The sequence below is a fragment of the Sphingomonas bacterium genome, from assembly GCF_028292945.1.
Lineage (GTDB): Bacteria > Pseudomonadota > Alphaproteobacteria > Sphingomonadales > Sphingomonadaceae > Sphingomonas.
This window is the reverse complement of the sequence record NZ_JAQGLJ010000008.1, coordinates 34,989-60,050: the sequence shown is the minus strand read 5'-3', so window position 1 is coordinate 60,050 and position 25,062 is coordinate 34,989. Positions and strand designations below refer to the sequence as shown.

At 69.4% G+C, this 25,062-nt stretch carries 21 protein-coding genes; 7 read left to right on the top strand and 14 right to left on the bottom strand.

Features of this window, described 5'->3' with window-relative positions:
* The first annotated feature begins 122 nt into the window (after positions 1-122).
* Complete coding sequence (locus tag JWN21_RS01240; RefSeq protein WP_299645576.1) at positions 123-1,052, top strand: ABC transporter ATP-binding protein; 930 nt, start codon at positions 123-125, stop codon at positions 1,050-1,052.
* 133 nt (positions 1,053-1,185) lie between these two features.
* Positions 1,186-1,947, top strand: a complete 762-nt coding sequence (locus tag JWN21_RS01235) for an ABC transporter permease (RefSeq protein WP_299645575.1) — start codon at positions 1,186-1,188, stop codon at positions 1,945-1,947.
* 105 nt (positions 1,948-2,052) lie between these two features.
* Here the strand turns inward: JWN21_RS01235 and JWN21_RS01230 are convergent, their stop codons facing one another.
* The 3 genes from JWN21_RS01230 to JWN21_RS01220 are packed head-to-tail and all read right to left on the bottom strand — an operon-like array spanning position 2,053 to position 4,617.
* On the bottom strand, positions 2,053-2,793 hold the full coding sequence (locus JWN21_RS01230; RefSeq protein WP_299645574.1) for a CPBP family intramembrane glutamic endopeptidase: 741 nt from the start codon (positions 2,791-2,793) through the stop codon (positions 2,053-2,055).
* Positions 2,786-3,751: a class II fructose-bisphosphatase gene (gene glpX, locus JWN21_RS01225; RefSeq protein ID WP_299645573.1), complete on the bottom strand. Its 966-nt coding sequence runs from the start codon at positions 3,749-3,751 to the stop codon at positions 2,786-2,788. Before glpX ends, JWN21_RS01230 begins: the two co-directional genes overlap by 8 nt.
* Before the next feature lie 59 nt (positions 3,752-3,810).
* Entirely contained in the window at positions 3,811-4,617 is an 807-nt protein-coding gene (locus JWN21_RS01220) for a hypothetical protein (RefSeq protein WP_299645572.1), read from the bottom strand.
* Positions 4,618-4,845: 228 nt separating this feature from the next.
* On the opposite strand from JWN21_RS01220, the gene JWN21_RS01215 reads away from it, so the two are divergent.
* Positions 4,846-5,802 (top strand): PIG-L family deacetylase, encoded by a 957-nt coding sequence (locus JWN21_RS01215; RefSeq protein WP_299645571.1) that lies wholly within the window; start codon positions 4,846-4,848, stop codon positions 5,800-5,802.
* A 59-nt stretch (positions 5,803-5,861) separates the two neighbouring features.
* Here JWN21_RS01215 and dapD read toward each other — a convergent pair whose 3' ends face one another.
* Positions 5,862-6,677: a 2,3,4,5-tetrahydropyridine-2,6-dicarboxylate N-succinyltransferase gene (dapD, locus tag JWN21_RS01210; RefSeq protein WP_299645569.1), complete on the bottom strand. Its 816-nt coding sequence runs from the start codon at positions 6,675-6,677 to the stop codon at positions 5,862-5,864.
* Positions 6,674-7,339, bottom strand: a complete 666-nt coding sequence (locus JWN21_RS01205; RefSeq protein WP_299645568.1) for a pyrimidine 5'-nucleotidase — start codon at positions 7,337-7,339, stop codon at positions 6,674-6,676. Before JWN21_RS01205 ends, dapD begins: the two co-directional genes overlap by 4 nt.
* Positions 7,340-7,695: 356 nt before the next feature.
* On the opposite strand from JWN21_RS01205, the gene JWN21_RS01200 reads away from it, so the two are divergent.
* Both JWN21_RS01200 and JWN21_RS01195 read left to right on the top strand, forming a co-directional pair.
* Positions 7,696-9,771, top strand: a complete 2,076-nt coding sequence (locus JWN21_RS01200) for a S8 family peptidase (protein ID WP_299645595.1) — start codon at positions 7,696-7,698, stop codon at positions 9,769-9,771.
* Between the two features lie 17 nt (positions 9,772-9,788).
* Positions 9,789-10,787 carry an LLM class flavin-dependent oxidoreductase gene (locus tag JWN21_RS01195; RefSeq protein ID WP_299645567.1) on the top strand — a complete coding sequence of 333 codons (999 nt, stop codon included), beginning with the start codon at positions 9,789-9,791 and terminating at the stop codon, positions 10,785-10,787.
* Positions 10,788-10,912: 125 nt separating this feature from the next.
* Here JWN21_RS01195 and JWN21_RS01190 read toward each other — a convergent pair whose 3' ends face one another.
* Positions 10,913-11,491: an arylesterase gene (locus JWN21_RS01190; protein ID WP_299645566.1), complete on the bottom strand. Its 579-nt coding sequence runs from the start codon at positions 11,489-11,491 to the stop codon at positions 10,913-10,915.
* A gap of 122 nt (positions 11,492-11,613) precedes the next feature.
* Between JWN21_RS01190 and JWN21_RS01185 the strand changes: the two genes are divergently transcribed.
* Positions 11,614-13,044 carry a phospholipase D-like domain-containing protein gene (locus JWN21_RS01185; RefSeq protein WP_299645565.1) on the top strand — a complete coding sequence of 477 codons (1,431 nt, stop codon included), beginning with the start codon at positions 11,614-11,616 and terminating at the stop codon, positions 13,042-13,044.
* A gap of 31 nt (positions 13,045-13,075) precedes the next feature.
* Here the strand turns inward: JWN21_RS01185 and JWN21_RS01180 are convergent, their stop codons facing one another.
* The 3 genes from JWN21_RS01180 to JWN21_RS01170 are packed head-to-tail and all read right to left on the bottom strand — an operon-like array spanning position 13,076 to position 15,353.
* Entirely contained in the window at positions 13,076-14,461 is a 1,386-nt protein-coding gene (locus JWN21_RS01180; protein ID WP_299645564.1) for a HAMP domain-containing sensor histidine kinase, read from the bottom strand.
* A gap of 4 nt (positions 14,462-14,465) precedes the next feature.
* On the bottom strand, positions 14,466-15,131 hold the full coding sequence (locus JWN21_RS01175; RefSeq protein WP_299645563.1) for a response regulator transcription factor: 666 nt from the start codon (positions 15,129-15,131) through the stop codon (positions 14,466-14,468).
* A 12-nt stretch (positions 15,132-15,143) separates the two neighbouring features.
* Positions 15,144-15,353: a hypothetical protein gene (locus JWN21_RS01170; RefSeq protein WP_299645594.1), complete on the bottom strand. Its 210-nt coding sequence runs from the start codon at positions 15,351-15,353 to the stop codon at positions 15,144-15,146.
* 348 nt (positions 15,354-15,701) lie between these two features.
* Between JWN21_RS01170 and JWN21_RS01165 the strand changes: the two genes are divergently transcribed.
* Positions 15,702-17,480: an ABC-F family ATP-binding cassette domain-containing protein gene (locus JWN21_RS01165; protein WP_299645562.1), complete on the top strand. Its 1,779-nt coding sequence runs from the start codon at positions 15,702-15,704 to the stop codon at positions 17,478-17,480.
* Here JWN21_RS01165 and JWN21_RS01160 read toward each other — a convergent pair.
* The 5 genes from JWN21_RS01160 to JWN21_RS01140 are packed head-to-tail and all read right to left on the bottom strand — an operon-like array spanning position 17,477 to position 25,012.
* Positions 17,477-18,268 (bottom strand): DUF815 domain-containing protein, encoded by a 792-nt coding sequence (locus JWN21_RS01160; RefSeq protein ID WP_299645561.1) that lies wholly within the window; start codon positions 18,266-18,268, stop codon positions 17,477-17,479. The two genes, JWN21_RS01165 and JWN21_RS01160, sit on opposite strands and share 4 nt — an antisense overlap.
* Positions 18,269-18,278: 10 nt before the next feature.
* Positions 18,279-20,270, bottom strand: coding sequence for a tetratricopeptide repeat protein (locus JWN21_RS01155; RefSeq protein WP_299645560.1), 1,992 nt, complete (start codon positions 20,268-20,270; stop codon positions 18,279-18,281).
* Positions 20,263-21,609: a PEP-CTERM-box response regulator transcription factor gene (gene prsR / locus JWN21_RS01150; RefSeq protein WP_299645559.1), complete on the bottom strand. Its 1,347-nt coding sequence runs from the start codon at positions 21,607-21,609 to the stop codon at positions 20,263-20,265. The genes JWN21_RS01155 and prsR overlap by 8 nt, the downstream gene beginning before the upstream one ends.
* Positions 21,606-23,627 (bottom strand): XrtA/PEP-CTERM system histidine kinase PrsK, encoded by a 2,022-nt coding sequence (gene prsK / locus JWN21_RS01145; protein WP_299645558.1) that lies wholly within the window; start codon positions 23,625-23,627, stop codon positions 21,606-21,608. The genes prsR and prsK overlap by 4 nt, the downstream gene beginning before the upstream one ends.
* The gene (locus JWN21_RS01140; RefSeq protein WP_299645592.1) at positions 23,624-25,012 is read right to left on the bottom strand and encodes a TIGR03013 family XrtA/PEP-CTERM system glycosyltransferase; all 1,389 of its coding nucleotides are present in this window, start codon (positions 25,010-25,012) and stop codon (positions 23,624-23,626) included. Before JWN21_RS01140 ends, prsK begins: the two co-directional genes overlap by 4 nt.
* Between the last annotated feature and the right edge of the window lie 50 nt (positions 25,013-25,062).

Here is a 25,062-nt window from a genome sequence, read left to right as displayed (position 1 = left end):
ACGTGGCCAAAGCTCCTCCCCGGCGGAAGCTGGGGAGGAACCGATGCTAGCTCCGCATGAACCCGCACAACGACGCTCCGTCCGCATTCGACAGCCCTTCCCCGTCCCGCTACGGCGCACCCGTGCCCTCCCCGATCCTCTCCGTCGCCGGCGTCACCAAAACCTATGCCGGCGGCGTCACCGCGCTGCACCCGATCGACCTGTCCATCGACACCGGCGAGATCTTTGCGTTGCTCGGCCCCAATGGTGCTGGCAAGACGACGCTGATCTCGATCATCTGCGGCATCGTCCGTCCGAGCGCGGGCACGATCACCGTCGCCGGCCACGACGCGCTGCGCGACTACAAGCATGCCCGCCGCACCATCGGCCTCGTCCCGCAGGAGCTGTCGGTCGACATGTTCGAGACGGTGCAGGCCACCGTGAAGTTCAGCCGCCGCCTGTTCGGCCACTCCGCCAAGGACGATCACGTCGAGGAGGTGCTGCGCGACCTGTCGCTGTGGGACAAGCGTGATGCCAAGATCATGGAGCTGTCGGGCGGGATGAAGCGCCGCGTGCTGATCGCCAAGGCGCTCGCACATGAGCCACGGCTGCTGTTCCTCGACGAACCCACCGCCGGCGTCGACGTGGCGCTGCGCCGCGACATGTGGAAGCTGGTCCACCGCCTGCGGAGCAAGGGGACCACCATCATCCTCACCACGCATTACATCGAGGAGGCGGAGGAGATGGCCGACCGCGTCGGCGTGATCGACAAGGGCCGGCTGCTACTGGTCGACGACAAGGTCGCGCTGATGCGCAAGCTGGGCAAGCGCGAGCTGGCGGTGGCGCTGGTCGAGCCGCTTGCCGCGCTTCCACCCGTGCTCGCCGACCGCGATCTGGAGCTGGAGGACGAGGGCCGCACGCTGCGCTATCGGTTCGACGCCACCGCCGAACGCACCGGCATCCCGTCGCTCCTTACCGATCTTCGCGAACAGGGCATCGCGTTCAAGGACCTGGAAACGCGCAAGTCGAGCCTGGAGGACATCTTCGTCGACCTGGTGGGGGAGAAACGGTGACTGGCCCTCTTCGTCACCCTGAACTCGTTTCAGGGTCCATGCGAGACGGCAGCGGCGGGCGTGCCGTCGAGGGTCGCGAATGGATGCTGAAACAAATTCAGCATGACGAATCGCTGCGTGACGGGGTGCGCGCATGAACCCGCATTCCGTCTGGGCCATATACCGCTTCGAGATGGCGCGCGCGCTGCGCACGCTGTGGCAGTCGCTCGTCACGCCCGTGCTCACCACGTCACTGTACTTCATCGTCTTCGGCGGCGCGATCGGCAGTCGTATGCAGGCGGTCGACGGCGTCAGCTACGGCGCGTTCATCGTACCCGGCCTCATCATGCTCTCGCTGCTGACGCAGAGCATCGGCAATGCATCCATCGGCATCTACTTTCCCAAGTTCACCGGCACGATCTACGAGATCCTGTCCGCGCCCGTGTCCGCCTTCGAGCTGGTGCTCGGCTATGTCGGCGCGGCGGCGACCAAATCCGTGGTGCTGGGCCTCATCATCCTCGCCACGGCGGCGCTGTTCGTGCCGCTGCGCATCGAGCACCCGCTGGCGATGCTCAGCTTCCTGCTGCTGACGGCCGTCGCGTTCAGCCTGTTCGGCTTCATCATCGGCGTCTGGGCGAAGGGATTCGAGCAGCTCAACTTCGTGCCTGCGCTGCTCATCACGCCGCTGACGTTCCTGGGCGGCAGCTTCTACCCGATCGCCATGCTCCCCGAGCCGTGGCGCACGGTCAGCCTGTTCAACCCGGTCGTCTACCTCGTCAGCGGCTTCCGCTGGAGCTTCTTCGGCGAGGGCGATGTCGCGATCGGCGTCAGCCTTCTGGTGACTTTCGCGTTTCTGCTGGCTTGCCTGGGCGTGATCTGGTGGATCTTCAAGACGGGCTGGCGGCTGAAGGCGTAGCCGCAGCGGAATAGCGCGGCTATTCCGCGGCTCGGCGGCGAGCCCGGCCGGCGGGGCGAAGCATCCATCCGATGACGCGGCTTTGCCGCGGCGTGGCTCGGTTCTTCAGCTTCGCCACGCCCCCAGCAGCAACGGCCGCAGCACCAGGCCGTTCAGGTCGATGGCGATGTGCAGAACGACCGCCAGCCATAACAGCCCCGTCATCAGGTACACCGCACTCAGCACCGCCCCCAGTGCCGTGGTGCCCACCACGCCGGGCCAGCCCTGATACAGGTGCAGCAGCCCGAACAGGAGCGCCGCCGCGCCGAACGCGAAGGCCGCGCTGCCCGTCAACAGCACCAGCAGCAGCGGCAGCCACAGCCGAAAGGTCAGCTCCTCCGTCACGCCGGCGGTGACGCACAGCAGGGCTGCCGGCACCAGCTCCGCGCGGTTGCGCGGCAGCAATGCGCCGATGTCGCCCAGCGTGCCGATCGGCTTGCGCGACCGCCGCAGCCGGCTCGCCACCACGATCAGCACCGTGCCGATCAGCATGCCCAGACCCGCGCTCGCCAGCATCGTGTCGAGCGCCTGGCCCTCCAGTCGCGGTAACAGGCGCGCCACCGACCCGAATTCCGCCGGCATCGTCGTCAACGCCTCGCCGCGCCCGATCAGCAGCAGCCCCGCCAGCGACGGCAGCGCGAAGGCCAACCACGGCTTCACCGTCCACCGCCAATACCGCCGCTGCCGCGACCCCGTCTCGCGCAGCGCCTGGAACACGCGCCACGAAGCCAGGTCGCCCTTCAGGAACCAGCACAGGGCGGCGAGCTGCGCGGCGAGCAGGCCCGCCACGGCGAGCCGTTCAGCCAATCCGGTGTTCGCCCTTCACCCAGCGCACCGTACCCGACGACGCGCGCATCACCACGCTCTCGGTGGTCATGATCTTGCCCTTGCGCTTGACGCCCGCGAGCAGCGAGCCGTCCGTCACCCCCGTCGCGGCGAAGATGCAGTCGCCCTTGGCCAGGTCGGTCAGGTCGTATTGCCGGTCGAGGTCGGTCACGCCCCACTTCGCCGCGCGCGCGCGCTCGTCGTCGTTGCGGAACAGCAGCCGGCCCTTGAACTGCCCGCCGACACAGCGCAGCGCGGCGGCCGCCAGCACGCCCTCCGGCGCGCCGCCCGAACCCATGTACAGGTCCACCGTCGTGTCCGGGTTGGTGGTCGCGATCACGCCGGCGACGTCGCCATCGGGGATCAGCATGATGCCGCAGCCCAGCGCGCGCAGTTCGGCGATCAGCGCCTCGTGGCGCGGCCGGTCGAGCACACAGGTGATGATCTCGGCCGGCGACACGCCCTTCGCCGCCGCCACTGCGCGCACGTTCTCGGCCGGCGAGCGATCGAGGTCGATCACGCCGTCGGGATAGCCCGGTCCGACCGCCAGCTTGTCCATGTACACGTCGGGCGCGTTGAGCAGCCCGCCGGCTTCGGAGATGGCCAGCACCGCGAGGCTGTTCGGCCCCGCCTTGGCGCAGATCGTGGTGCCCTCCAGCGGATCGAGCGCGATGTCGATCTTGGGCCCCGTGCCCTGCGCGCTGCCGACCTTTTCGCCGATGAACAGCATCGGCGCCTCGTCGCGCTCGCCTTCGCCGATCACCACGGTGCCGTCCATCGCCAGGCTGTTCAGCGCCTCGCGCATTGCCTCCACCGCCGCCGCGTCCGCCGCCTTCTCGTCGCCGCGCCCGGTCAGCGTCGACGCGGCGATCGCGGCCGCCTCCGTCACGCGCACCATCTCCAGCACCAGCAGGCGGTCCAGCGGGTTTTCGTTCGGCATCAGGGCGTCCTCTTGTCGCGAGTCCGGTTAGGGGCGCGAGGGGGCCGGGGCAAGCGCGCTCACGACCCCAGCGCGGCGCAATGCGCGGCGAGATAGCCGTTGACGTCGCCCACCAGCGACCCGCCGAAGCGCGGGTTCAGCTCCAGGATCATCGCCCGCCCGTCCACCAGCTTGTAATTGAAGCAGCACGTGCCCTCGAACCCCAGCGCGTCCAGCATCGCCGCGCACGCCGGCAGCACGTCGCCGGGCTCGGCCGGCGCCATGGACCGATAATGGTCCACCGCGCCGCGCACGCTCAGCTCAATGCCCATGTCGTAGCGGTAACACAGCGAGTAGCGCACCCGCGCGTCGACGCGCAGCAGGTGCAGGACATATTCGTCCGCACCCTCCACCGCGACCTGGGCGAAGCTGTCGGGCGACGGCTCGTCCTCGCCCGGCGCGCGGACGATGACGACGCCCTTGCCGAAATCGCCGCGCCGCGCCTTGCGGACATAGGGGTAGCGGTTCGGCGGCTCGGGCAGCACCGCCGGGATCGCGTCGCCGAAGCCGAGCGCCACCATGTGTTCGTTGAACAGCAGCTTGTCGTCGCAGATGTCGAGCAGCTCCGCCTCGGGCAGCACCGCGCGACGCTTGTCGGTGTTGGCCGCCCGAGCGAGCGCGATCTGGTCGATGCGCAGCGGCACGACCAGATCGTAGGCGGCGAAGTTGACCGCATCGAACGCCGCCACCGTGATGTCGAAGCGCGCGTGATCGGCGAGCCGTTCGATCGCCGGGCCTTGCGTGGAATGGTCGCCGAACAGGATGCGGGGGCGTGGCGGCGCGGCGCGGGACTGGAGCCGGGGTTCGGGCTGTGGGTCGGTCGGCATAGAGGTGGCAACGGACAATCGAAGGAGGAACCGTCACGGCTGGCGACGCGGTGGCGCCCGATACCCGATCCGCCGCGTTCACGCCATCGCCAGCCCCCTGCGGTCCCCGCCCGACAGGTGCCGGCAACAGATTGCGCCGCGTGCACTTCGGTGTCGCAATCGCGCGAAGCGGGCTGGTTGAACGCACGCCCACCGCGTCGGACGGCAAGGTAATCGTGGGCAACCATCATGACAATGAAGCAAGCCGCTTCGCCCAGCATTGCGATCTGCATCCCGGTCCGTGACGAGGCGCGCAACCTGCCGTCGCTGTTCGCGGCGCTGGACGGGCTTGCCCACGCGACCACCGCGACGGCTCACGTTTGCCTGCTACTCGACGGATGCACCGACGAAAGTGCGGCACTCGCGGCCGCCTACCGGGCCCGGTCGCGCTACCGGGTGCGGATTGGCGAGGTCGTAGGCTCGCCACCCAATGCCGGCCGGGCACGCCGGCGTGCGCTGGAGCTGGGCGCGGAGGCGGTCGGGGTACAGGCGCTGTTCGTCGGCCATCCGCTCGCCGCGAAGATCGCCGATGTGTCGATGTACCTGCGCCAGCCCTGCCCCGACGCCCAGCGCATGCAGGTGGGGTGCCGCTATCGCCGATGGCGTCCTGCGTCCCCTGCTGTGAGACTGCGCGTGGGCAGTCCGCGTAGCCTTCTGACGATCGCGCCGCGTCCCGACGACGAGAGCATCGGCGCCTGGGCGCCCATTCGATTGCTGCGCGGGCGCGGCACGACAGTGCGGGTGCTGGTCGTGGCCGATGGCGCGGCGTCCCATTGCAACAGCCCTCGGTGGCCCCGCGCGCGGCTGGTGCGTGAACGACAACGAGAGACCCGCCGCGCGATGCGGGCGCTCGGCGTCGCCGCGAGCGCGATCACGTTCCTGGGCCTGCCCAACGGGGCGTTGGCCAGTGCGTCCGCGGCCGTCCGACGCGGTATCCGTATGCGATGGTCCGCTCGCCAAAGCCGCTGCTGGTGGTCGCGCCGACGATCGGCGCCGACCACGCCGACCACCGCGTCACCGCCGCCGCCCCACCGCCGCCATTCAACGCCGGTTCCTCACGCCGTCGCGTCGCGACTGCGGCAGCGAACCGTCGCACGGACGGGGCACTGGGCGGTGCCTGCCTGCCGTCGCGCCCGGCGGCGATGATCCATCCGTCCGACCGCCGCCGTGCCGAGGCCGCGCGGCACGATCCACGCAAACGCCCGTCAATCCCGCAACAGCTCGTTGATGCTCGTCTTGCTCCGGGTCCGCGCGTCGACTCGCTTGACGATCACCGCGCAGTACAGCCCCGGGTTCGCGCCGGTCGAACCCGGCACCACCACCGCATAGGGCGGCACCGCGCCCTGGAAGACCTCGCCGGTGGCACGGTCAATGATCTTGGTCGACGCGCCCAGATAGACGCCCATCGACAGCACCGCGCCCTCGCCGACGCGCACGCCTTCGGCCACTTCGCTGCGCGCGCCGATGAACGCGCCGTCGCCGATGATGACGGGATCGGCCTGCAGCGGCTCCAGCACGCCGCCGATCCCCGCGCCGCCGCTGATGTGAACGCCCTTGCCGATCTGCGCGCACGACCCGACCGTCGCCCAGGTATCGACCATCGTCCCCTCGCCCACATACGCGCCGATGTTGACGAAGCTAGGCATCAGCACCGCGCCCTTGCCGACGAATGCACCGCGCCTGACCACCGCGCCGGGCACTGCGCGGAACCCGGCGGCGCGGAACTGCGCCTCGTCCCAGCCCGCGAACTTCAGCGGCACCTTGTCCCAATAGCCGCCGGGCATGACCGCGTTGTCGTTGAGCCGAAAGCTCAGCAGCACCGCCTTCTTCAGCCACTGGTTGACGCGCCAGCCCTCGCCCCCAGAAGCAGAGGGGTCAGGCTCGGCCACCCGCGCGGTGCCCGCGTCCAGCATCGCCAGCGCCGCCTCCACCGCATCGCGCACCGGCCCGCGCGTATCCAGCCCGAGCGACGCGCGCTCCTCCCAGCCCGCATCGATGGTCGCCGCCAGATCGTCGCTCATACGTCCTCCAAAATTTCGTGCAGCCAGGGTCCGAGTGCCGCGACGGTATAGTCGATGCCGGCGCGCGCGTCTCCGGGAGCCTGCTCGGACCCGTTGTCGACCCACACCGTCGTCATCCCGATCGCCTTTGCGGGCGGCAGGTTGCGCGCCATGTCGTCGACGAACAGCGCGCGGGCCGGATCGATGCCGTGCGCGTCGCACAGGCCGCGATATGCGGACGCGGCGGGCTTGGGACGCAGCTCCATCGCGTGGATGTCGTGCACCGCCTCGAAGCTCTCGCCGAGTCCCAGCCGCTCGAGGATGCGACCGGCGTAGGGCAGGTCGCCATTGGTGAAGACCAGCTTGCGCCCCGGCAGCCGCGCGATCGCGGCGGCCAGCGGCGCGTCATGCTCCAGCACGTCCATCTCGATGTCGTGGACGTCGGCCAGAAAGTGGTGCGGATCGACGCCATGCTCGATCATCAGTCCCGCCAGCGTGGTGCCGTGCGCGTGGAACCAGCCCTTCTGCAACGCCCGCGCCGCCGCGTCGTCCAGCCCGAGCAGTCGCGCGATGTACGTCGTCATCCGTTTGTCGACCGCCTCGAACAGGTTGCACCGCGCCGGATACAGCGTGTTGTCCAGATCGAAGATCCACGCATCGACATGACGGAGCGCCGGGGGCATCGCGCGAACGTGTAGGTAAAGCTTCGCGGCGCGGCAACCCGCCCCCGGACGACGCGTTAAGCTGATGTAAAGCTGCAAGATCACAAGTATTTAGCCCACTTCCCAAGAGGATGGCGGACATGGCGGCAAGGGCGTGGTTGCTGCGGGGTGCGGCGTTGATCTGCACAGCAGTCTTGGGGGCGTGCGGCGGCGGCAGCGGTGGAGGCGTCCAGAGCACGCCCGCCCCCCCGATCGCGGTCACGCCGGCCCCGACGCCCACCCCCACCCCGACACCCGTTCCGACCCCCACCCCGACGCCGACCCCCACCAGTGCCGTCGATACACCCGAATACCGCGCCACGGTGGGCGCCGTGAGCATGAATGCGCTCGCCGCCTACAATGCCAATGCTACCGGTGCGGGGGCCGGCATCGCGGTCATCGACAGCGGCATCGACCTCGCCAGCGCGGAGTTTGAGGGCCGGCTGTCGTCCGCCTCGCAAGCCCTGGCCGGCAACACCAGCATCGATGACGCCGACGGCCACGGCACCGCCGTCGCCTTTACCGCCGCCGGCCGCCGCAACGGCGCGGGGACGCATGGCGTCGCCTACGGCGCGACCGTGATCGCCTACCGCGTCGACCGCCCCGGCAGCTGCGCCGAGCCCGAGACCGACGAGGGCGAGGGCGGCTGCCGCTTTGGCACCGACGCGATCGGCGCGGGCGTCGACGCGGCCGTCACCGCAGGCGCGCGCGTCATCAACATCTCGCTGGGCGGGTCGGAGATGCCGTTCTCGCTGCAACAGGCGATCGGCCGCGCGACCGCGGCGGGGATCGTCGTCGTGATCGCTGCCGGCAATGACGGCACCGACAACCCCGATCCCTTCACCAACGTCGCCAACACCCCCAACGCCAATGGCGCGATCATCGTCGCCGGCTCGGTCGGCACAGGCGATGGCGTGTCGAGCTTCAGCGACAAGGCCGGCACCGGGGCCGCGACCTATCTGGCGGCGGTCGGCGAACGCGTCCGGGCGCCCAACGCCGACAACCTGCCGCGACTGTGGTCGGGGACATCGTTTGCGGCACCACAGATCTCGGGCGCGGTGGCGCTGCTCGCGCAGGCGTTCCCGAACTTGACGGGCGCGCAGATCGTGAGCCTGCTGCTCTCCACCGCGCGCGACGTGGGCGCGCCAGGCGTCGACCCGGTCTATGGCCGAGGTATCCTGGATCTGACGCGCGCCTTCCAGCCAGTCGGCACATCGACGGTGGCGGGTGCGACCGCGACCGTGTCGACCACCGGCGGCAGCACCGGCTGGACCTCCGCGCCAATTGGTGACGCGCGCTCGTTGGGGGTCGGCGCGGTGATACTCGACGGGTTCGAGCGCGCGTTCGCGATCGACCTCGCGCAGTCGATCGGCCGTGCCGCGCCGGCTCGTCCGCTCGGCAACGCGCTGACCGGCGTGACCCGTCACACCAGCTTCGCCGTCGGCGGCACCGCGGTGGCGATAACGCTCCAGCCCACCCGCACCGGCCTGACGCTCGAACCCACCCGCCTCACCGGCCGCGATGCCGACGCCGCGCGGGCGATCGCCGGCTCGATCACGCAGCGGCTCGATGCGAGGACCAGCGTCGCCTTCGGCATTCGGCAGAGCGCCGCCGGCATGTCGGCGCAGCTCGGCGGCGCGCGGGAGCCTGCGTTCCTGATCGCCCAGAGCGATGCGACCGGCTTCGACACCGCCGCCGGATCGTCGATGGCCGTGCGGCATCGCCTCGGCCGGCTCGGCGTCACCGCTACCGCCGAAGCGGGCGCGGTGCTGTCGCCACGGGGACGACTGATGCCCGGCGCGCGCCAGTGGCAGCGCACACCGTACGACCGGGTCAACCTGGCGGTCGACCGGCAGTTCGGGCCGGTCATCGCCACCGCCGCGCTCACGCGGCTGGGCGAACGCGACACGCTGCTCGGCAGTCGGCTTGACGCGGCGCTCGGCAGTCCCGGCGGCACCAGCTGGTTCGCCGACGCCGGCGCGCGACTCGACAGCGGCGGGTGGACCGTCGGCGCGCAGTATCGCGCGGGTCGAACCGACGCGCGGGTCCGTGGCATGACGGGCAGCGGCAAGCTCAACACGAACGCCTGGTCCGCCGATGTCGGCAAGACCGGCGTGTTCGGCGGCGACAGCATCGGCCTGCGCATCGCTCAGCCATTGCGCGTCGCCAGCGGCGGCCTCGACCTGACGCTGCCGACCGCCTGGCATTACGCCACCCGCAGCGTCGGCACCTATAGCACCCAGCGCCTCAACCTTGCGCCGACCGGCCGCGAGCTCGACCTAGAGGCGCGCTACGCCTTTGCGCTCGCGGGCGGCGCGATGCACACCAACCTCTACTGGCGACGCGATCCCGGCAACGTCGCCGCCCTTGCCGACGATTACGGCGCGGCGCTGAGGTGGTCGTTCGGCTTCTGAGCACCCATATCGGTTCGATGACCCGCCTCTCGCTCCTAGACCTCGTCCCCGTTGTGGAAGGCGGCACCGTCAGGCAGGCGCTCGCCAACGCCGCCGATCTAGCCGCGCATGCCGAAGCGGAGGGATTCGCGCGCTACTGGGCGGCCGAGCATCACGGGATGCGCGGCATCGCCAGCGCCGCGACCGCCGTCGTGCTCGCGCATGTCGGCGCGGCGACCAAGACTATCCGCATCGGCTCGGGCGGCATCATGCTGCCCAATCACGCGCCGCTCGTGATCGCCGAGCAGTTCGGCACGCTCGACGCGCTATTCCCCGGTCGCATCGATCTGGGACTGGGGCGGGCCCCCGGTTCCGATCAGCGCGTCGCGCAGGCGCTGCGGCGCACTTTGGCGAGCGACGCCAACGACTTCCCGCGCGATGTGATGGAGCTGCAGAGCTATTTCGCCGATGACGGCCGAACGGGCATTGCCGCAACGCCGGGCGCAGGCGCGTCGCCGGAGATGTGGATCCTCGGCTCCAGCCTGTTCGGCGCGCAACTCGCCGCCGCGCTTGGCCTGCCGTTCGCCTTTGCGTCGCACTTCGCACCGGACGCACTCGATCAGGCGATGGCGATCTATCGCCGGGACTTCCGCCCTTCGGAGCGGCTCCAGCAGCCCTATGCGATGGCCGGCTTCAACGTCTTCGCCGCCGACACGCAGGAGGAAGCGGAACTGCTCGCCTCGTCGCAGGCGCAGTCGTTCGTCGCGCTGCGCACCGGCAACCCGCGCCAGCTACCCCCGCCGGTCGTCGGCTATCGGGAGTCGCTGGGGGCGCAAGGATCGGCGATCCTCGATCATGTCCTGCAATGCTCCGCCGTCGGCACGCCAGAGACCGTGGCGGCCGGGATCGCCGCTTTCGTGCAGCGCACCGGCGTCGACGAGGTGATGGTCTCGACCAGCATCTACGATCACGCGGCGCGGAAACGCAGCCTGACGCTGACGGCGCAGTCGGTACGAGGGTCGGCGCTGGCTGCCTGAAGTTGGAAGAAGGCTTCGTACCATTCTCCTCCCGGCGGAAGCTGAGGCCCAGTCGGCCGCGCCGGGGGCTAGCCACCTCCTCTGATGACCGCGCGGCGGACTGGGGACAGCTATCTTCGTTGGCTTCAAGCAGCCCTACGTTGCGCGCCCGCCAGCGCCGCCTCCACCTGCGGCAGGATGCGCGTCGCGACGATGCCGATCGCCTGGGCGTTGGGGTGTATTCGATCGCGCAGCGTCAGCTCCGCCACGCCCGCCACCCCGGCCAGGAAGAACGGATACAGCGGCACGCCATGCGCCTTTGCCAGCGCGGGAAACACGCCATTGTACCGCTCGGCGAACGCACCCAGAAATGGCGGTGCCCACATCCCCGCGAGCAGCACCGGAATATCGCAGCGCGCCAGTTCGGTCAGGATCGCGTCCAGATTTTCGCGCATCCGCTCGGGTGCGATCCCGCGGAGCAGGTCGTTGGCGCCCAGCGCGACGATCGCCAGTTCGGGCCGCGCCGTCAGCGCCGCCAGCACGCGCGCCAGCCGCGCCCGTCCTCCCGCGCTGGTGTCGCCGGAGACGCCCGCGTTGACGACACTGGCCGAGGCGTAGCGCCGGCGCAGCAGAACCTCCAGCTGGCGCGGAAAGGATTCGTGGGGCGCGAGCCCGTAGCCGGCGGTCAGGCTGTCGCCCAGCGCGAGAATGTGCGGAAACGTCATGCCGGATAGGTAGGTTCGGCCGGACGGATTGGTAGAACTTCCAGCGACTTAGTCACGCCGCTCTGCAATGCCGCAAAAATCGCGGGTTGCGTGTGGAGGCCTAGTTGCGCAACGCCGCGCCGATGCTGAGCGAAGGAGACAATGTCTGGCGCGTGGTCCAGGCCGATCGAATGGCGGTGATCGTCGATGCCGACCGGTATTTCACCATCGCGCGCGACACTTTCCTCAAGGCGGAGCGCCGTATCCTGCTCGTCGGCTGGGACTTCGACGCGCGCATCGTGCTCAGCCACGAGGGCGAGGGGCCGAAACCGATCGGCGAGTTCCTGTACTGGGTGGTCGAGCGCAATCCCGATCTCCACCTCTACCTTCTGCGCTGGGATATGGGAGCGGTGAAGTCGATCTTCCGCGGCCGCACGCTGTTCACCATCCTGAAGTGGATGCGGCACCCGCGTATCACCGTCCGGCTGGACGGCCACCACCCGACCGGATCGTCGCACCATCAAAAAATCGTTTCGATCGACGACCGGCTCGCCTTTTGCGGCGGCATCGACATGACCGGCGAGCGGTGGGACACCAGCAATCACGCGGACGAGGATCCCGGCCGCAAGGGGCCCGGCGGCAAGCCCTACAAGCCGTGGCATGATGCTACTACCGGCGTCACCGGCGAGGCCGCGCGTGCGATCGCGGAACTTGCGCGGCATCGATGGGCGGCGGCGGGTGGCGGCGAGCTGCCACCACTGGACGTGCCGGGCAGCGGCTGGCCCGAGGGGCTTGGCATCGATTTCGAGAATGCACGGATCGGCATCGCGCGTACCGAACCGGCGATGCCCGACCGCGAGCCGGTCATGGAGATCGAGAAGCTGTTCCTCGCGCAGATCGCGGCGGCCAGACGCTGGATGTATTGCGAAAGCCAGTATTTCGCGTCGCGCCGCATCGCCGAGGCGATCGCCCGGCGCCTGGAGGAACCCGACGGCCCCGAGTTCGTGATCGTCAACCCGCTGACCGCGCAGGGCTGGCTGGAGCCGATCGCGATGGACACCGCTCGGGCGCGGCTGGTGGAGGCGCTGCGCGGTCGCGACCCGCACGGGCGGCTGCGCATCTATCATCCCTACACGGCCGGCGGCGAGCCGATCTATGTCCATGCCAAGATCACGATCGTCGACGACTGCTCGTTGCGCGTCGGCTCCGCCAACATGAACAACCGTTCGCTGCGGCTCGACAGCGAGTGCGATGTGGTAATCGACGCCGCGCTGCAGGACCAGCCCGTCGAGCCGCGCATCGAGGCGATCCGGAATGACCTGCTTGCCGAACATCTGGGCACCACGCCCGAACGGGTCGCTGAGTTGCTGGCCGAGACCGGTTCGCTGATCGCCACGGTGGAGCAGCTGCGTGGGCCGGGCCGCTCCTTGCGCCCTTACGAGGTGCCCGACCTGCCGGCGATCCAGCAATGGCTGGCCGACAACGAAGTGCTCGATCCCGAGAACCCTGACGAGATGTTCGAGCCGCTCAGCGGCAAGGGCTTGTGGCGCGGGCGGTTGGGGCGGCGCAAGTAAGACCTCTCCCGGCTGCGGGAGAGGGGCTTGGCTAACCCGCCGCCGGCAGCCGCAACCGCACCAGCAACCCGCCCAGGTCTTCGCTCTCCTCCAGCGCCACCGTACCTTCGTAGATCTCCGCCACGTCGCGCACGATCGCTAGGCCCAGCCCTGTCCCCGGCTTGCCCGTGTCCAGCCTGACGCCACGGTCGAAGATGCGGACGCGCTCCTCTTCGGGGATGCCCGTGCCGTCGTCCTCGACCAGGATCTCCACGAACCCGGCCTGCGCCGCCACGGTCACGAACACGCTGCCCCCGCCATATTTTGCGGCGTTCTCGACCAGATTGCCCAGCATCTCGTCCAGATCCTGCCGTTCGACATGCGCGCACAGATCCTTCGGCCCCTCCGAGTCGATGCGGACATGCTGATACAGGCGCGCCACAGCGCGCTCGACCGACTCCACGCTCGGCCACACCGCCGCGCGGCTGTGCGCCGATCCGCGCCGCCCGACGGCGCGCGCGCGTGCGAGGTGGTGGTCCACCTGCCGCCGCATCGTCCGCGCCTCGCGCACCACCGTTTCCGCCAGATCGTCCGCGCCTGCCGTCGCCGCGTTCATGATCACTGTCAGCGGCGTCTTCAGCGCATGCGCCAGGTTGCCGGCATGCCGCCGCGCCTCCTCCGCCTGCCGTTCATTATGCTCGATCAGGGCGTTCAGCTCATCCACCATCGGTGCGACCTCGACCGGCATCGCCGACGACACGCGGTTCGACCGACCGGCCCGCATCAATGCGATCTCCTCGCGCACGCGGCGCAACGGCCGCAGGCCGTAGACGGTCTGCAAGGCGGCCAGCACCAGCAGTCCCAGCGCCAGCAGCGCGAACGATCGGATCACCGTGCGCCGGAGCACCGCGATCTGCGCGTCCAGCGCCTCGCGGTTCTCCGCCACCTGGAACCGCCACACCGTCGTCGACCCGGGCAGCGTCACGTCGCGTTCGACGACGCGCAGCTTCTCCGGCGCAAACTGGGCGCTGTCATAGGAGTGCACGTTACGGTCGGCATGCGCGGTGCCATAGGCGAGCGCCCGGTCCCACAACGACCGCGACCGGTACGGCTCCTGCCCCTTGGCGCTGACTTGCCAGTACAGGCCCGAGCCCGGCTCCAGAAACCGCTGATCCGCCGGCTCGCGGGTGTTGATCACCTCGCCCACCGGGCCGATCTCGGCGGAGGTCAAAAGCGACGTCAGCACATATTGCAGCTGATCGTCGAAGTTGCGCGTGACCGCGACCGACAGCACCCGGTCCAGCGCGAACCCGCCACCCGCCAGCAGCAGCGTAATCCATGCCGCCGCGATGAGGATCATGCGCCGCTGCAGCGAGCCGGTGTGGGTGGCGGAAGAGGCTCGTTCAGTCACGCGCGATTGGCCGTCTTCCTTCCCCATCAACTCACGCGTCCGGGTCTTCCAGACTATATCCCAGCCCGCGGATGGTGGTGATCACGTCCTGCCCCAGCTTCTTGCGGATGCGCGTCACGAACACCTCGATCGTGTTCGAGTCGCGATCGAAATCCTGATCGTAGATGTGTTCGATCAACTCCGTCCGGCTCACCACCTTACCCTTGTGATGCAGCAGGTAGGAAAGCAGCTTGTACTCCTGCGCAGTCAGTTTCACCGCCTCACCCGCGCGGGTGACCTTGCCCGATCGTGTGTCGAGACGGATGTCGCCCGCGTTCAGCTCCGAACTGGCATTGCCCGACGCGCGGCGGATCAGCGCGCGCAGCCGCGCGATCAGCTCCTCGGTCTGGAACGGCTTGGCGACATAGTCGTCGGCACCCGCGTCCAGTCCTGCCACCTTGTCGGACCAGCTGTCGCGCGCGGTCAGCACCAGCACGGGCATGACGCGCCCCTCCTTGCGCCAGCGATCCAGCACCGTCAGCCCGTCGACCTCCGGCAGGCCAAGATCGAGCACCACCGCATCATAGCTTTCGTTGGCGCCGAGATAATGGCCTTCCTCGCCGTCGGTGGCGAGGTCGACCGCATAGCCCGCAGCCTCCAGCGTGTTCTTCAACTGAGTGCCGAGTGTCGGCTCGTCCTCGACGATCAGAACGCGCATGAGAAGCTTCCCCTATCGATCCGTTCGACCGAGGATCTGCCCGGAACGGCCATCCACCTCGACCCAGATCACCGCGCCATTGCGCAGGAACTTGAGCGTGTAAACCGCGCTCACCCCATCGAAGTCGAAGCCGAGATAGTCCGCGCCACGCATCGACGGCACGACACGCGCCTCGATCTCGCGCAACGGCAGGATGCGCCCGCCCCGCCGCTGCTCGAACACGAGCCACTGCTCGCCGCGATGAGGACGGCCGAGATGGGGTGGGCCGCGCTGAGCCACGGGCATCGGCAAGTCCATCGACGCGGGCATCGAAATGGGGGCGGCCCAGAGACTCAACCAAAGCAACAACATGAGAATTGTCTAGCTAGGACGCTTTGAACCCCCTGTGAATAGGGCTGAAAGGTGGCCGACAGCCGCCGCAGACGGCAGGGTTAGGGCCTGACGCGGGTCCGGGCGCACGTACCTCGAACCGCGTCCCGCCCTCACCCTGCCGCTTCGCGGCTGTCCGTCTCCCGAGAAAGCGGGAGAGGGTTGATGACGGCGCGAACGCTGACCCCTACATGCCCCTCCATGGCGGCACCTGTATTAGCATATGAAGACCTCGGCATCATCCAGGGCTCTGGCTGGCTGTTCCGCCACCTCGACCTTCATCTCGGCCAGCGCGATCGCCTCGCGCTGATCGGCCGCAACGGGGCGGGCAAGTCGACTCTGCTGCGCCTGATCGCAAATCAGGTCGATGCCGACGAAGGCCGGCGCACGATCGTACCGGGCACGCGGGTGGTGATGCTGGAACAGGAACCCAGCCTCGCCGGCCATGCGACGCTTGCCGATTATGTCCTCGCCGGCGATGATGCCCCGGCCGCGCACGAGGCGGACGCGATTGCGGATCAGCTCGGCATCGACCTGTTGCGCGACGCCGTCACCGCCTCGGGAGGAGAACGTCGTCGCGCCGCGATCGTCCGCGCGCTGGCGCTGAAACCCGACGTACTGCTGCTCGATGAGCCGACCAATCACCTCGACATCGTCGCGATCGAGTGGCTGGAAAGCTGGCTCCAGCGCTTCACCGGCGCGTTCGTCGTCATCAGCCACGACCGCACCTTCCTCACCCGCCTGACGCGGCAGACGCTATGGCTCGATCGCGGCGCGCTGCGGCGCGCGGAGGTCGGCTATGGCGGCTTCGAGGCGTGGACGGAGACGGTCTATGCCGACGAACAGCGCCAGGCGGAGCGGCTGGACGCGCGCCTCAAGCTGGAGGAACACTGGCTCCAGCGCGGCGTGACCGGCCGGCGGCGGCGCAACCAGGGCCGACTGTCCAAGCTCAAGGAAATGCGGGCGCAACGCGCGTCGATGATCGGCCCGCAAGGGGCGGCAAACCTCGCCATCGGCACCGATGACGTGCGCACCAAGACGGTGATCGATGCCAAAAACGTGTCCAAATCATTCGAGACCCGCCCCATCATCCGCGACCTCACACTGCGCATCACGCGTGGCGACCGGATCGGCATCGTCGGCGCGAACGGTGCCGGCAAGACCACGCTGCTCAAGCTGCTGACCGGCGAACTCGCGCCCGACAGCGGCACGGTCAAGCTCGCCAAGACGCTGGACGGCGTCATCATCGACCAGCAACGCAAGCTGATGGCTCCAGACAAGCGTGTCCGCGACGTGCTGGCGGATGGCGGCGACTGGATCGAGGTGCTGGGCGTCCGCAAGCACATCCACGGTTATCTCAAGGAGTTCCTGTTCGACCCGTCGCTGGCCGAGGCGAAGGTTGGTTCGCTGTCGGGCGGCGAACGTTCGCGCCTGCTGCTCGCGCGCGAGTTCGCGCGGCCGTCGAACCTGCTGGTGCTGGACGAACCCACCAACGACCTAGACCTTGAGACGCTCGACCTGCTGCAGGAGGTGATCGGCGATTACGAAGGCACCGTGCTGATCGTCAGCCACGACCGCGATTTTCTCGATCGCACGGTCACGATCACGCTCGGCCTCGACGGGTCGGGCAAGGTCGATGTGGTCGCCGGCGGCTATGAAGATTGGGAGCGCCAGCGCAGCCGCTCGCTCGCCGCTCCGCGCAAGCCGACGACCAAGGCAGCACCGGCGGCGATACCCGCTTCAGCCAGAAAGCTGACCTACAAGGACCAGCGCGACTACGATCAACTGCCCGCGCGTATCGAGGCTATCGATCAGGCCATCGCCCGCGACGAAGCGGCGCTCGCCGACCCCGCGCTCTACGTCCGCGATCCCGCCGCCTTCACCAGGCTCACGGCCGCGATCGATCGCGCGCGCGCGGACAAGGAGACGGCCGAACTGCGCTGGCTCGAACTCGCCGAGCAGGTCGAGGCGCTCGCCTAGAGCGCCTGCCCCGCCCGCCCGGCGATCTCCACGACATATTGCCAGGCGACGCGCCCGGACCGGCTGCCGCGTCGCTGCGCCCATTCCAACGCCTGCGCCGCTGTCCACGCAAGGCCATGCTCGGCGGCATAGCTGGCGACGATCGCCAGATAGCCCTCCTGATCGAGCGCATGGAAGCCGAGGCTCAGCCCGAATCGATCGGCAAGCGCGAGCTGGTCGTCCGCTGCATCCCGCGGATTGATCGCCTGTTCCGCCATGTCGCGCGGCTGTAGATGACGACGATTGCTGGTGACGAGCAGCCTGAGATGGGCGGGGCGCGGTTCCGCCCCACCCTCCAGCAGCGACCGCAACGCACGCGCGTCGGCCGGCGCGTCCACGCCGACATCGTCGACGAATACCGCCGCCGGTCGTGGCACCCTCGCGGATGCCGAGAACAGCGCCGGCAGGTCGTCGAGCCCGCCCGCCACGATCAACGCCAGTGCTGGATGCTCGCGCTGCACCGCCGCCACAGCCGCCTTGGCGAGCGCCGACTTGCCGCTGCCGCGCGCGCCCCAGAGCAGCACGTCATGCGCCGCGTGTCCCTGCGCCAGCCGTGCCAGGTTCGCGACCAGCGCGTCGCGCTGCCGGTCGAGGCCGAGCAGCCGGTCGAGCGGCAGCGCCACCGACGCGATCGGCCGCAGCGCACCGTCGCGCCAGCCATAGGCGGCATGGGCGATCGGATCGGCGGGTGCCGGCGGCGGAGGCGACAGTCGCTCCAGCGCCGCCGCGATGCGTTCAAGTGGGTCCACCGCCGCGCGGTTAGCCCAATCGCTGCCGATGCGCGAGATAGACGCGATTGCCCGGTGCGAGGCTGATCGCCTTGTCGAACAGCTGACGCGCGCGGGGATCCCCGTCCGCAGCCAGCGCCACGCCATAGGCATCGCAAACGTCCGGGTTCATCGGTGCCAGCCGATACGCGGCCTGCCCATAGCGCCGTGCGACCGCACTCCCATCCTCCTCGGCATATGCCCGCGCCAGATCGGCGAGCAGGCTGGCGTCGCGGTTGCCGATCCGCCGCCGTACGCCTTCCAGCGTTTCGATCGCCGCCGCCGCCTGTCCCGATGCGACCTGCCAGCGGCCGAGCAGCCGGCGCGCAACCAGGCTTTGCGGGTTCTGGCCCAGGTACAAGGCCAGGGTGGCCGCTGCATCCTGCGGCTTGCCGGCGCGGCCCAGCGCATCGATCAGCCGCATCGCCGTCGGCTCGTCGAACCGCAGGTCCGCCGCGCGAGTGAAGGCGGCCGCCGCCTCGCCGTCGCGTCCGCTCGCGGCAAGCGTGTCACCCAGCGCCACAAGGGCGGCCGGATCGCGCGGCGCGGCGGCGGCGAGGCCACGGGCCCTGGCCAGTGCCCCGGCCTGATCCCCGGCCGCCATCAGCCCCCGTATGATACCCAGCGCATAAGTCGGATCGTCTGCCGCCATAGCCGCGCCGCCGACCAGCGACGGGAGCGTTTCGTCGGTGGCGAACAGCGCGCTCGCGTCCGCCCGCTGCGCGCCGACCCGGTCCAGCCACCCAGCCGCCTGCCCGCGGTCGCCCGCCGCTTCCCACGCGCGTGATGCCAGGTGTAGCGAATAGCCATCCGCGTCGCCGCGCAACGCGAGGGGCCGCAGCATGTCGAGTGCCGCCCGCGCGTCACCCGTACGCAACAGCGCGCCCGCGAGCAGCCGCCGTGCATCGACATTCATCGGCTGCATGGCGACCAGCCGCCGCCAGCGTGCCACCGCCTCTTCGTTGCGACCGGTCGCTGCATCGATTGCACCGTTGAGCAGCAGCGCGCCGGGCAGATCGTTGAGGCCGCCGCCGGCTGCGGTGAGCAGCCGTCGCGCCAGTTCCGCCTGCCCCCCCCGCGTCGCGATCACCGCCTGGATGTATCGGGCGGGAGCGCTGCCGGGCCGAGCGCGCAGCGCCTTCCGTGTCGCCGCCAGCGCCTCCACGTTGCGCCCCGCCTCGCCCAGCGTTGCCGCCTGTTCGATCAGGGCCGGATAATGGAACGCATCGCGGGTCAGCGCCGCCTCGAGCCACGGCAGCGCCGCCACCAGCCCGAACCGCGCGCGCACCACCTCGCCCTGCAACGTCAACGCCGCCGGCTCACCTGGCGCGAGCCGAGCCGCCATCGCCGCCGCATCCGCCGCGCCGCCCATCTCGCCGGCCGCCAGCCGCAATCGCCCAAGCGTTGTCCATGCCCGCGCGTCGTTCGGGGCGATCGCGACCCTCTGCTCCAGCACCGCCTGCGCCTGCGCGCCCTTGCCCTGCGCCGCCAGCGCGAGCGCCCGGACCCGCGCAACCAGCGGCGCATCACCCGGCCAGGCCTTGGCGGCTTCGTCTAGCGCGCGCTCGGGCTGACCCTGCAGCGCACGCGCATGCGCCCGCAGCGCGTGCAGTTTTTCGAGCGGCACCCCGACCTGCGCGGCGCGATCGAGCGCCGCCTCCGCCGCCAATCCTTGGCCGAGTTCCAGATGCGCCCGCGCCAACAGCTGATGAGCCGCTCCCGAACGGGGTTCGGCTCCGATTGCGATCTCCGCGTTCCGGCGTGCGGCGCTGTAGTTGCCCGCGTCCAGCGTCTTCTGTGCATCGGCCAGCGCCTTGCCGGCATCCGGCGGACCCGGCCGGCTCGCCCACAGGATCGCGCCGATCAGCAGCACCGCAGCGGCGATCACGCCGCCCAGCCGCAGCTGCATCCGCGTCAGGCGCGGCAACGCCCACCGCTTCTTCCGTCTCGACCGCAACAGCGGATAGGCGCTCACGTCAGGCATGGAGGTCATAGCTCTTGAGCAGGTCGTACAGCGTCGGTCGGCTGACGTTGAGCAGCCGCGCCGCGCCCGAGATGTTGCCGTCGGCGCGCGCCAACGCGCGCCCGATCGCCTTGCGATCGGCGGCCTCGCGCACCGCACGCAATTCGATCGCCTCGCCGCTCTCGGTCGGGGCGAGATCGAGATCGGCGGCGGTCACGCGCCTGCCCTCGGCCATGATAACCGCGCGCTTGACGCGGTTTTCCAACTCACGCACGTTGCCCGGCCACCGCCACGCATCCACCGCCGCGCGAGCATCGGGTGCAAGGCCCGTCACCTGAGGGTTCAACGTCGCCGCGTAACGCCCGACGAAGTGCTGCGCCAATACTGTCGCGTCACCGGACCGCTCGGCGAGCGCCGGGATCCGCACGACGATCTCGGCCAGTCGGTAGTACAGGTCTTCGCGAAAGCGCCCGTCCGCGACCATCGCGTCGACATCCTGATGCGTCGCGCAGACGACTCGCGTGTCGACGGGGATCGCCTTGCGCCCACCGACCCGCTCGATCACGCGCTCCTGCAGGAACCGCAGCAGCTTGACCTGCAACGCGGCCGGCACGTCTCCGATCTCGTCGAGGAACAGCGTTCCCCCCGCCGCCTGTTCGACCTTCCCGATCACCGTCTTGACTGCGCCGGTGAACGCTCCGCGCTCGTGTCCGAACAGCTCCGATTCCAGCAGCGTTTCGGGAATCGCGGCGCAATTGATCGCCACGAACGGCCCGTCACGACGGGGCGACGCGTCGTGCGTGCCTCGGGCGAGCAGTTCCTTGCCGGTTCCGCTCGCGCCCAGCAGCATCACCGACACATCGGCCGGTGCCACGCGCTCCAGGGTGCGGATGGCGCCGGCCATCTCCGGCGAGGCATAGATCATGCCGCCGAAGCCGCCCGGCGCGGCGCGGGTCGCCAGCCGCCGGTTCTCGGTCTCCAGCGCATGGACGTGAAACGCGCGCGCGACGATCAGCCCCAGCTGATCAATGTCGATCGGCTTCGCATAAAAATCCCAAGCCCCGTCGGCGATCGCCTGCAACGCCGACGCGCGCTCGCCATGGCCCGAGGCGACGATGATCTTGGTTTGCGGCGCAAGCGTCTGGATCGCAGCCAGGGTCGCGAAACCCTCGGCCGTGCCGTCCGGGTCCGGCGGCAGGCCAAGATCGAGCGTCACCACAGCGGGCGCATGCTCGCGCACCGCCGCCAGCGCCTCGGCGCGATCGCCCGCAACGACGACCTCATAGCCCTCATAGGCCCAGCGAAGTTGACGCTGAAGACCGGGATCATCCTCGACGACAAGCAGAACGGGCTTGCTCATGCCGCCGCCTCCAGCGGGGGTGCGGCGGGCAGGACGATGCGAAAGCGCGTGCCTTCACCCTCGCGGCTCTCAACCGATAACGTGCCGCCCATGGCGGTCACCAGCTGCCGCGCCTCGAACGCACCGACGCCGAAACCGCCCGCCTTGGTGGACGCGAAGGGCCTGAACAGCTCGTCGCGGACGAATGCCGCCGCCATCCCTGCGCCCTGATCCGCTACCTCGATCGTCACTTGAGCGCCATCGCCCGCCGCGCTCAGGGTTACGGGTGCACCGGGTGCACTCGCCTCGACGGCATTCTGCACGAGATGGGCGAGCACCTGCTCCAGTCGTTGGGACCGTGCGAGCGCCCAGACCGGCGCGGTCACGACCGTCACCGGATGCTGTACCCGCCACCGCCGCGCCACCCGCTCGCACGTGCCCGCGACATCGACCGAATCGTGCGGCTCGGCGGGACCATTCTCGCGATGCGCGAGTCGCGCGAGCAGCGCGGTCATGCGATCGGCGGAGTCCCGCAACGTCGCTACCATGTCGGCGCGGAACGCAGGGTTGGCGGCGTGACGCTCGGCGTTGCGCGCGACCAGCTGCTGTTGGCTGACCAGGTTCTTGATGTCGTGAAGAATGAACGCGAACCGCCGGTTGAACTCGTCAAACCGCTGCGCCTCCGCCAGTGCGCGACCGGCACGCTCCTCGGCGAGGAAGCTGGCCGCCTGCCGTCCGGCGACACGCAGGAGGTCGAAATCCTCCCAGTCCAGCGCACGTGCGACTGGCGCTCGGGTCAGCAGCACCAGTCCCGCGAGCACCTCTCCGTGGATCAGCGGCACCAGCACCCAGGCGTCCTCGCGCGCGAGTATCCAGCCCGGCACGGCCGCCGCGTCGCTATCCGCCTCGCCGCGCCGAATGGCGTCCAGCTCGATGATCCGACGGGTCTCGACGCAATAGGCTGCGAGCAGCTCGGTTCCAGCCTCGCTCCGGCCTTCCCACCGCCATCCGGCAGCGACGGTCAACCCGGCGCCGTCAGGCGTCAGCAACAGTCCTGCCTGCGCATCCAGCAGCCGCGCCACCGCCTCGACGGCGCGGCGTTCCAGGGGTTCGGCGGTCGACGCCAGGGTCTCGGTGAAACGCTGCCACTCCACCCGATAGTCGTAGCGATGGCGGAACAGATGCTTGGCCAATTTCACCTTGGCCCAAGCGCCCAGCCACGATGTCGACACGAGCGTCAGCAACGCCGCCGCCGCGCCGATCACCACGCCTGCCTGCAACGCGCGCGCGTGGCCGCCACCCCACGCCGCCGCCAGCGCGGTCAGACAGGCGACCAGCCCCAGATAGCCGACCAGCGCCACCGCGATCAGCGCGTTGGTTGTCGCGGGTCGGGACAAAGCGAGCGTCCAGGCGGCGCGACGTTGGGACGCCAATCCGAGCAGCAATGCCATCGCTGCCGCCGCGATGCCTCGCATCAACGCCAGCGCTTCGCCCGCCGCTGGGCTGGCGTAAGCGACGACGGCGAGCAGCAGGTCGGCGCTCCATAGCAGCGCCAAAGCGATCGCGATCAACTGTACGCCGCCGCCTTCCGGTGCGGCGCCATAGAGGTGACGGGCAAGGACCAGTGCCCCGGCCGCCGCCATCATCTGGAATACCAGGTGCGCGGTTGCCAGCTCGGCCTGACCGCTGTGTACCGTCGCCGCCGCGGCGGCCACCGCCAGTCCCGCGCCGGACAGCGTCACGGCCGCCACCGCCAAACATAGGGCCGCCAGCGTCCAGCCGGCGGTCCGGTCGCGCCGCACCAGCGCGAACGCAAAGCCGAGCCAGGCGAGATTGCGAACCGCCTCCATCACGCGTGTGGCAAGGTCGCTCGGGCCGATGCCCGCGATGGCGAGCGCCCACAGTGCCGACAGGGCCAGCGCCGTCGCGAACGCCACGCGCGGACCAGCGTCGCGCGGCCGTCGCCATACCGCCAGCGTCGCCGCGGCGAACAGCAGCGCGGCGAGCGCGTGGCTCCAGAGGATGAGCTGACCGGTCACCGCGCCCCCGTCGGCCAGATCACGACGCGCAGGGTCTGCAGCAGGATCAGCAGGTCCAGAAAGGGCGAGTAGTTCTTGGCGTAATAAAGATCGTATTCCAGTTTGTGGCGGGCATCCTCGACCGATGCGCCATAGGGATAGTTGATCTGCGCCCAGCCGGTGATGCCCGGCTTCACCATGTGCCGCTCGGCATAATAGGGCAGCTGCTGCTCCAGCTCGTGGACGAACTGGCGTCGCTCCGGACGCGGACCGACGAAGCTCATTTCGCCCTTCAATACCGTCCACGCCTGGGGCAGCTCGTCGATGCGGACCTTGCGGATGAAGCGACCAACGCAGGTGACGCGCGGATCGTTCTGCGTGGCCCACTGCGCCTGCCCCGCCACTTCCGCGTCGACACGCATCGAACGCAGTTTCAGGATGCCGAAGTCCTGGTTGTAGAGGCCGACGCGGGTCTGGCGATAAAAGGCGGGTCCGCGGCTCTCCAGCTTGACCGCCAGCGCGGCGAGCAGAACCAACGGTAGCGTCAGCACCAGCAGGATCAGGCTGGCTACAATGTCAAATGCGCGCTTGACCACGCCCGACACCATCCGCCCGGACGCGAAGCCATCGGAGAAGATCAGCCAGGACGGATTGACGCTGGCGAGGTCGATCCGTCCTGTCTCGCGCTCCAGAAAAGTGGAGATTTCGCAGACCTGCACGCCCGTAGTCTTGACGCGCAGCAGATCGGCCAGCGGTAGCGCGTTGCGCCGTTCCTCCAGCGCCATCACCACCTCCGATGCACGGAGGCTGGTGACATAGGCGGCGAGGTTGACGATCGACTCGCGCGGCCTGGCTCCCGCGACGACCGGAGCGGATTCGCTCATCGCGACGAAGCCCGCTGCGATGAAATTCGCGCCGGGTTGCGCCGCCAGGTCACGGATCTGCGCCGCTCGCCGGCCAGCGCCTAGGACCACCACCCGCCGCTTGAACGTTTCTCCACCCAACGCCCGGCCCAGCAGCGCCCGCACACCGACCAGACCCACGCACGCGAACGCCATCGAATATAACAGGTTCGATCGCCAGAAGCTGATCGACGGCACCATGAAATACAACACGGAAAGGAACAAGGCGCCCAGCGACACCGCCACCGCCAGCCGCGCGGCGGCGAACCGCAGCGACAGGAACGAGCCCACGCCATAGGCGCCGACCGCGACCAGCGCGACCTGCAGCGCTGCCGCGAACGACAGCAGCTGCGGCAAGCGGTCGCTGACGGGCGGCATGTCCATGCCGATCTGATAAGCACGCGCTACCCAGCCTGCTTCCGCCGACAGCATCAGCAGTACGGCATCCACGAGCCCGAGCAGCAGCACCGCATGGGGCACATAATGCTTGAACAGCCTGACCATCGCGCTCGCTTCTCCGACAGGCGGTGTCAAGCGGACCGACACCTCCTGCG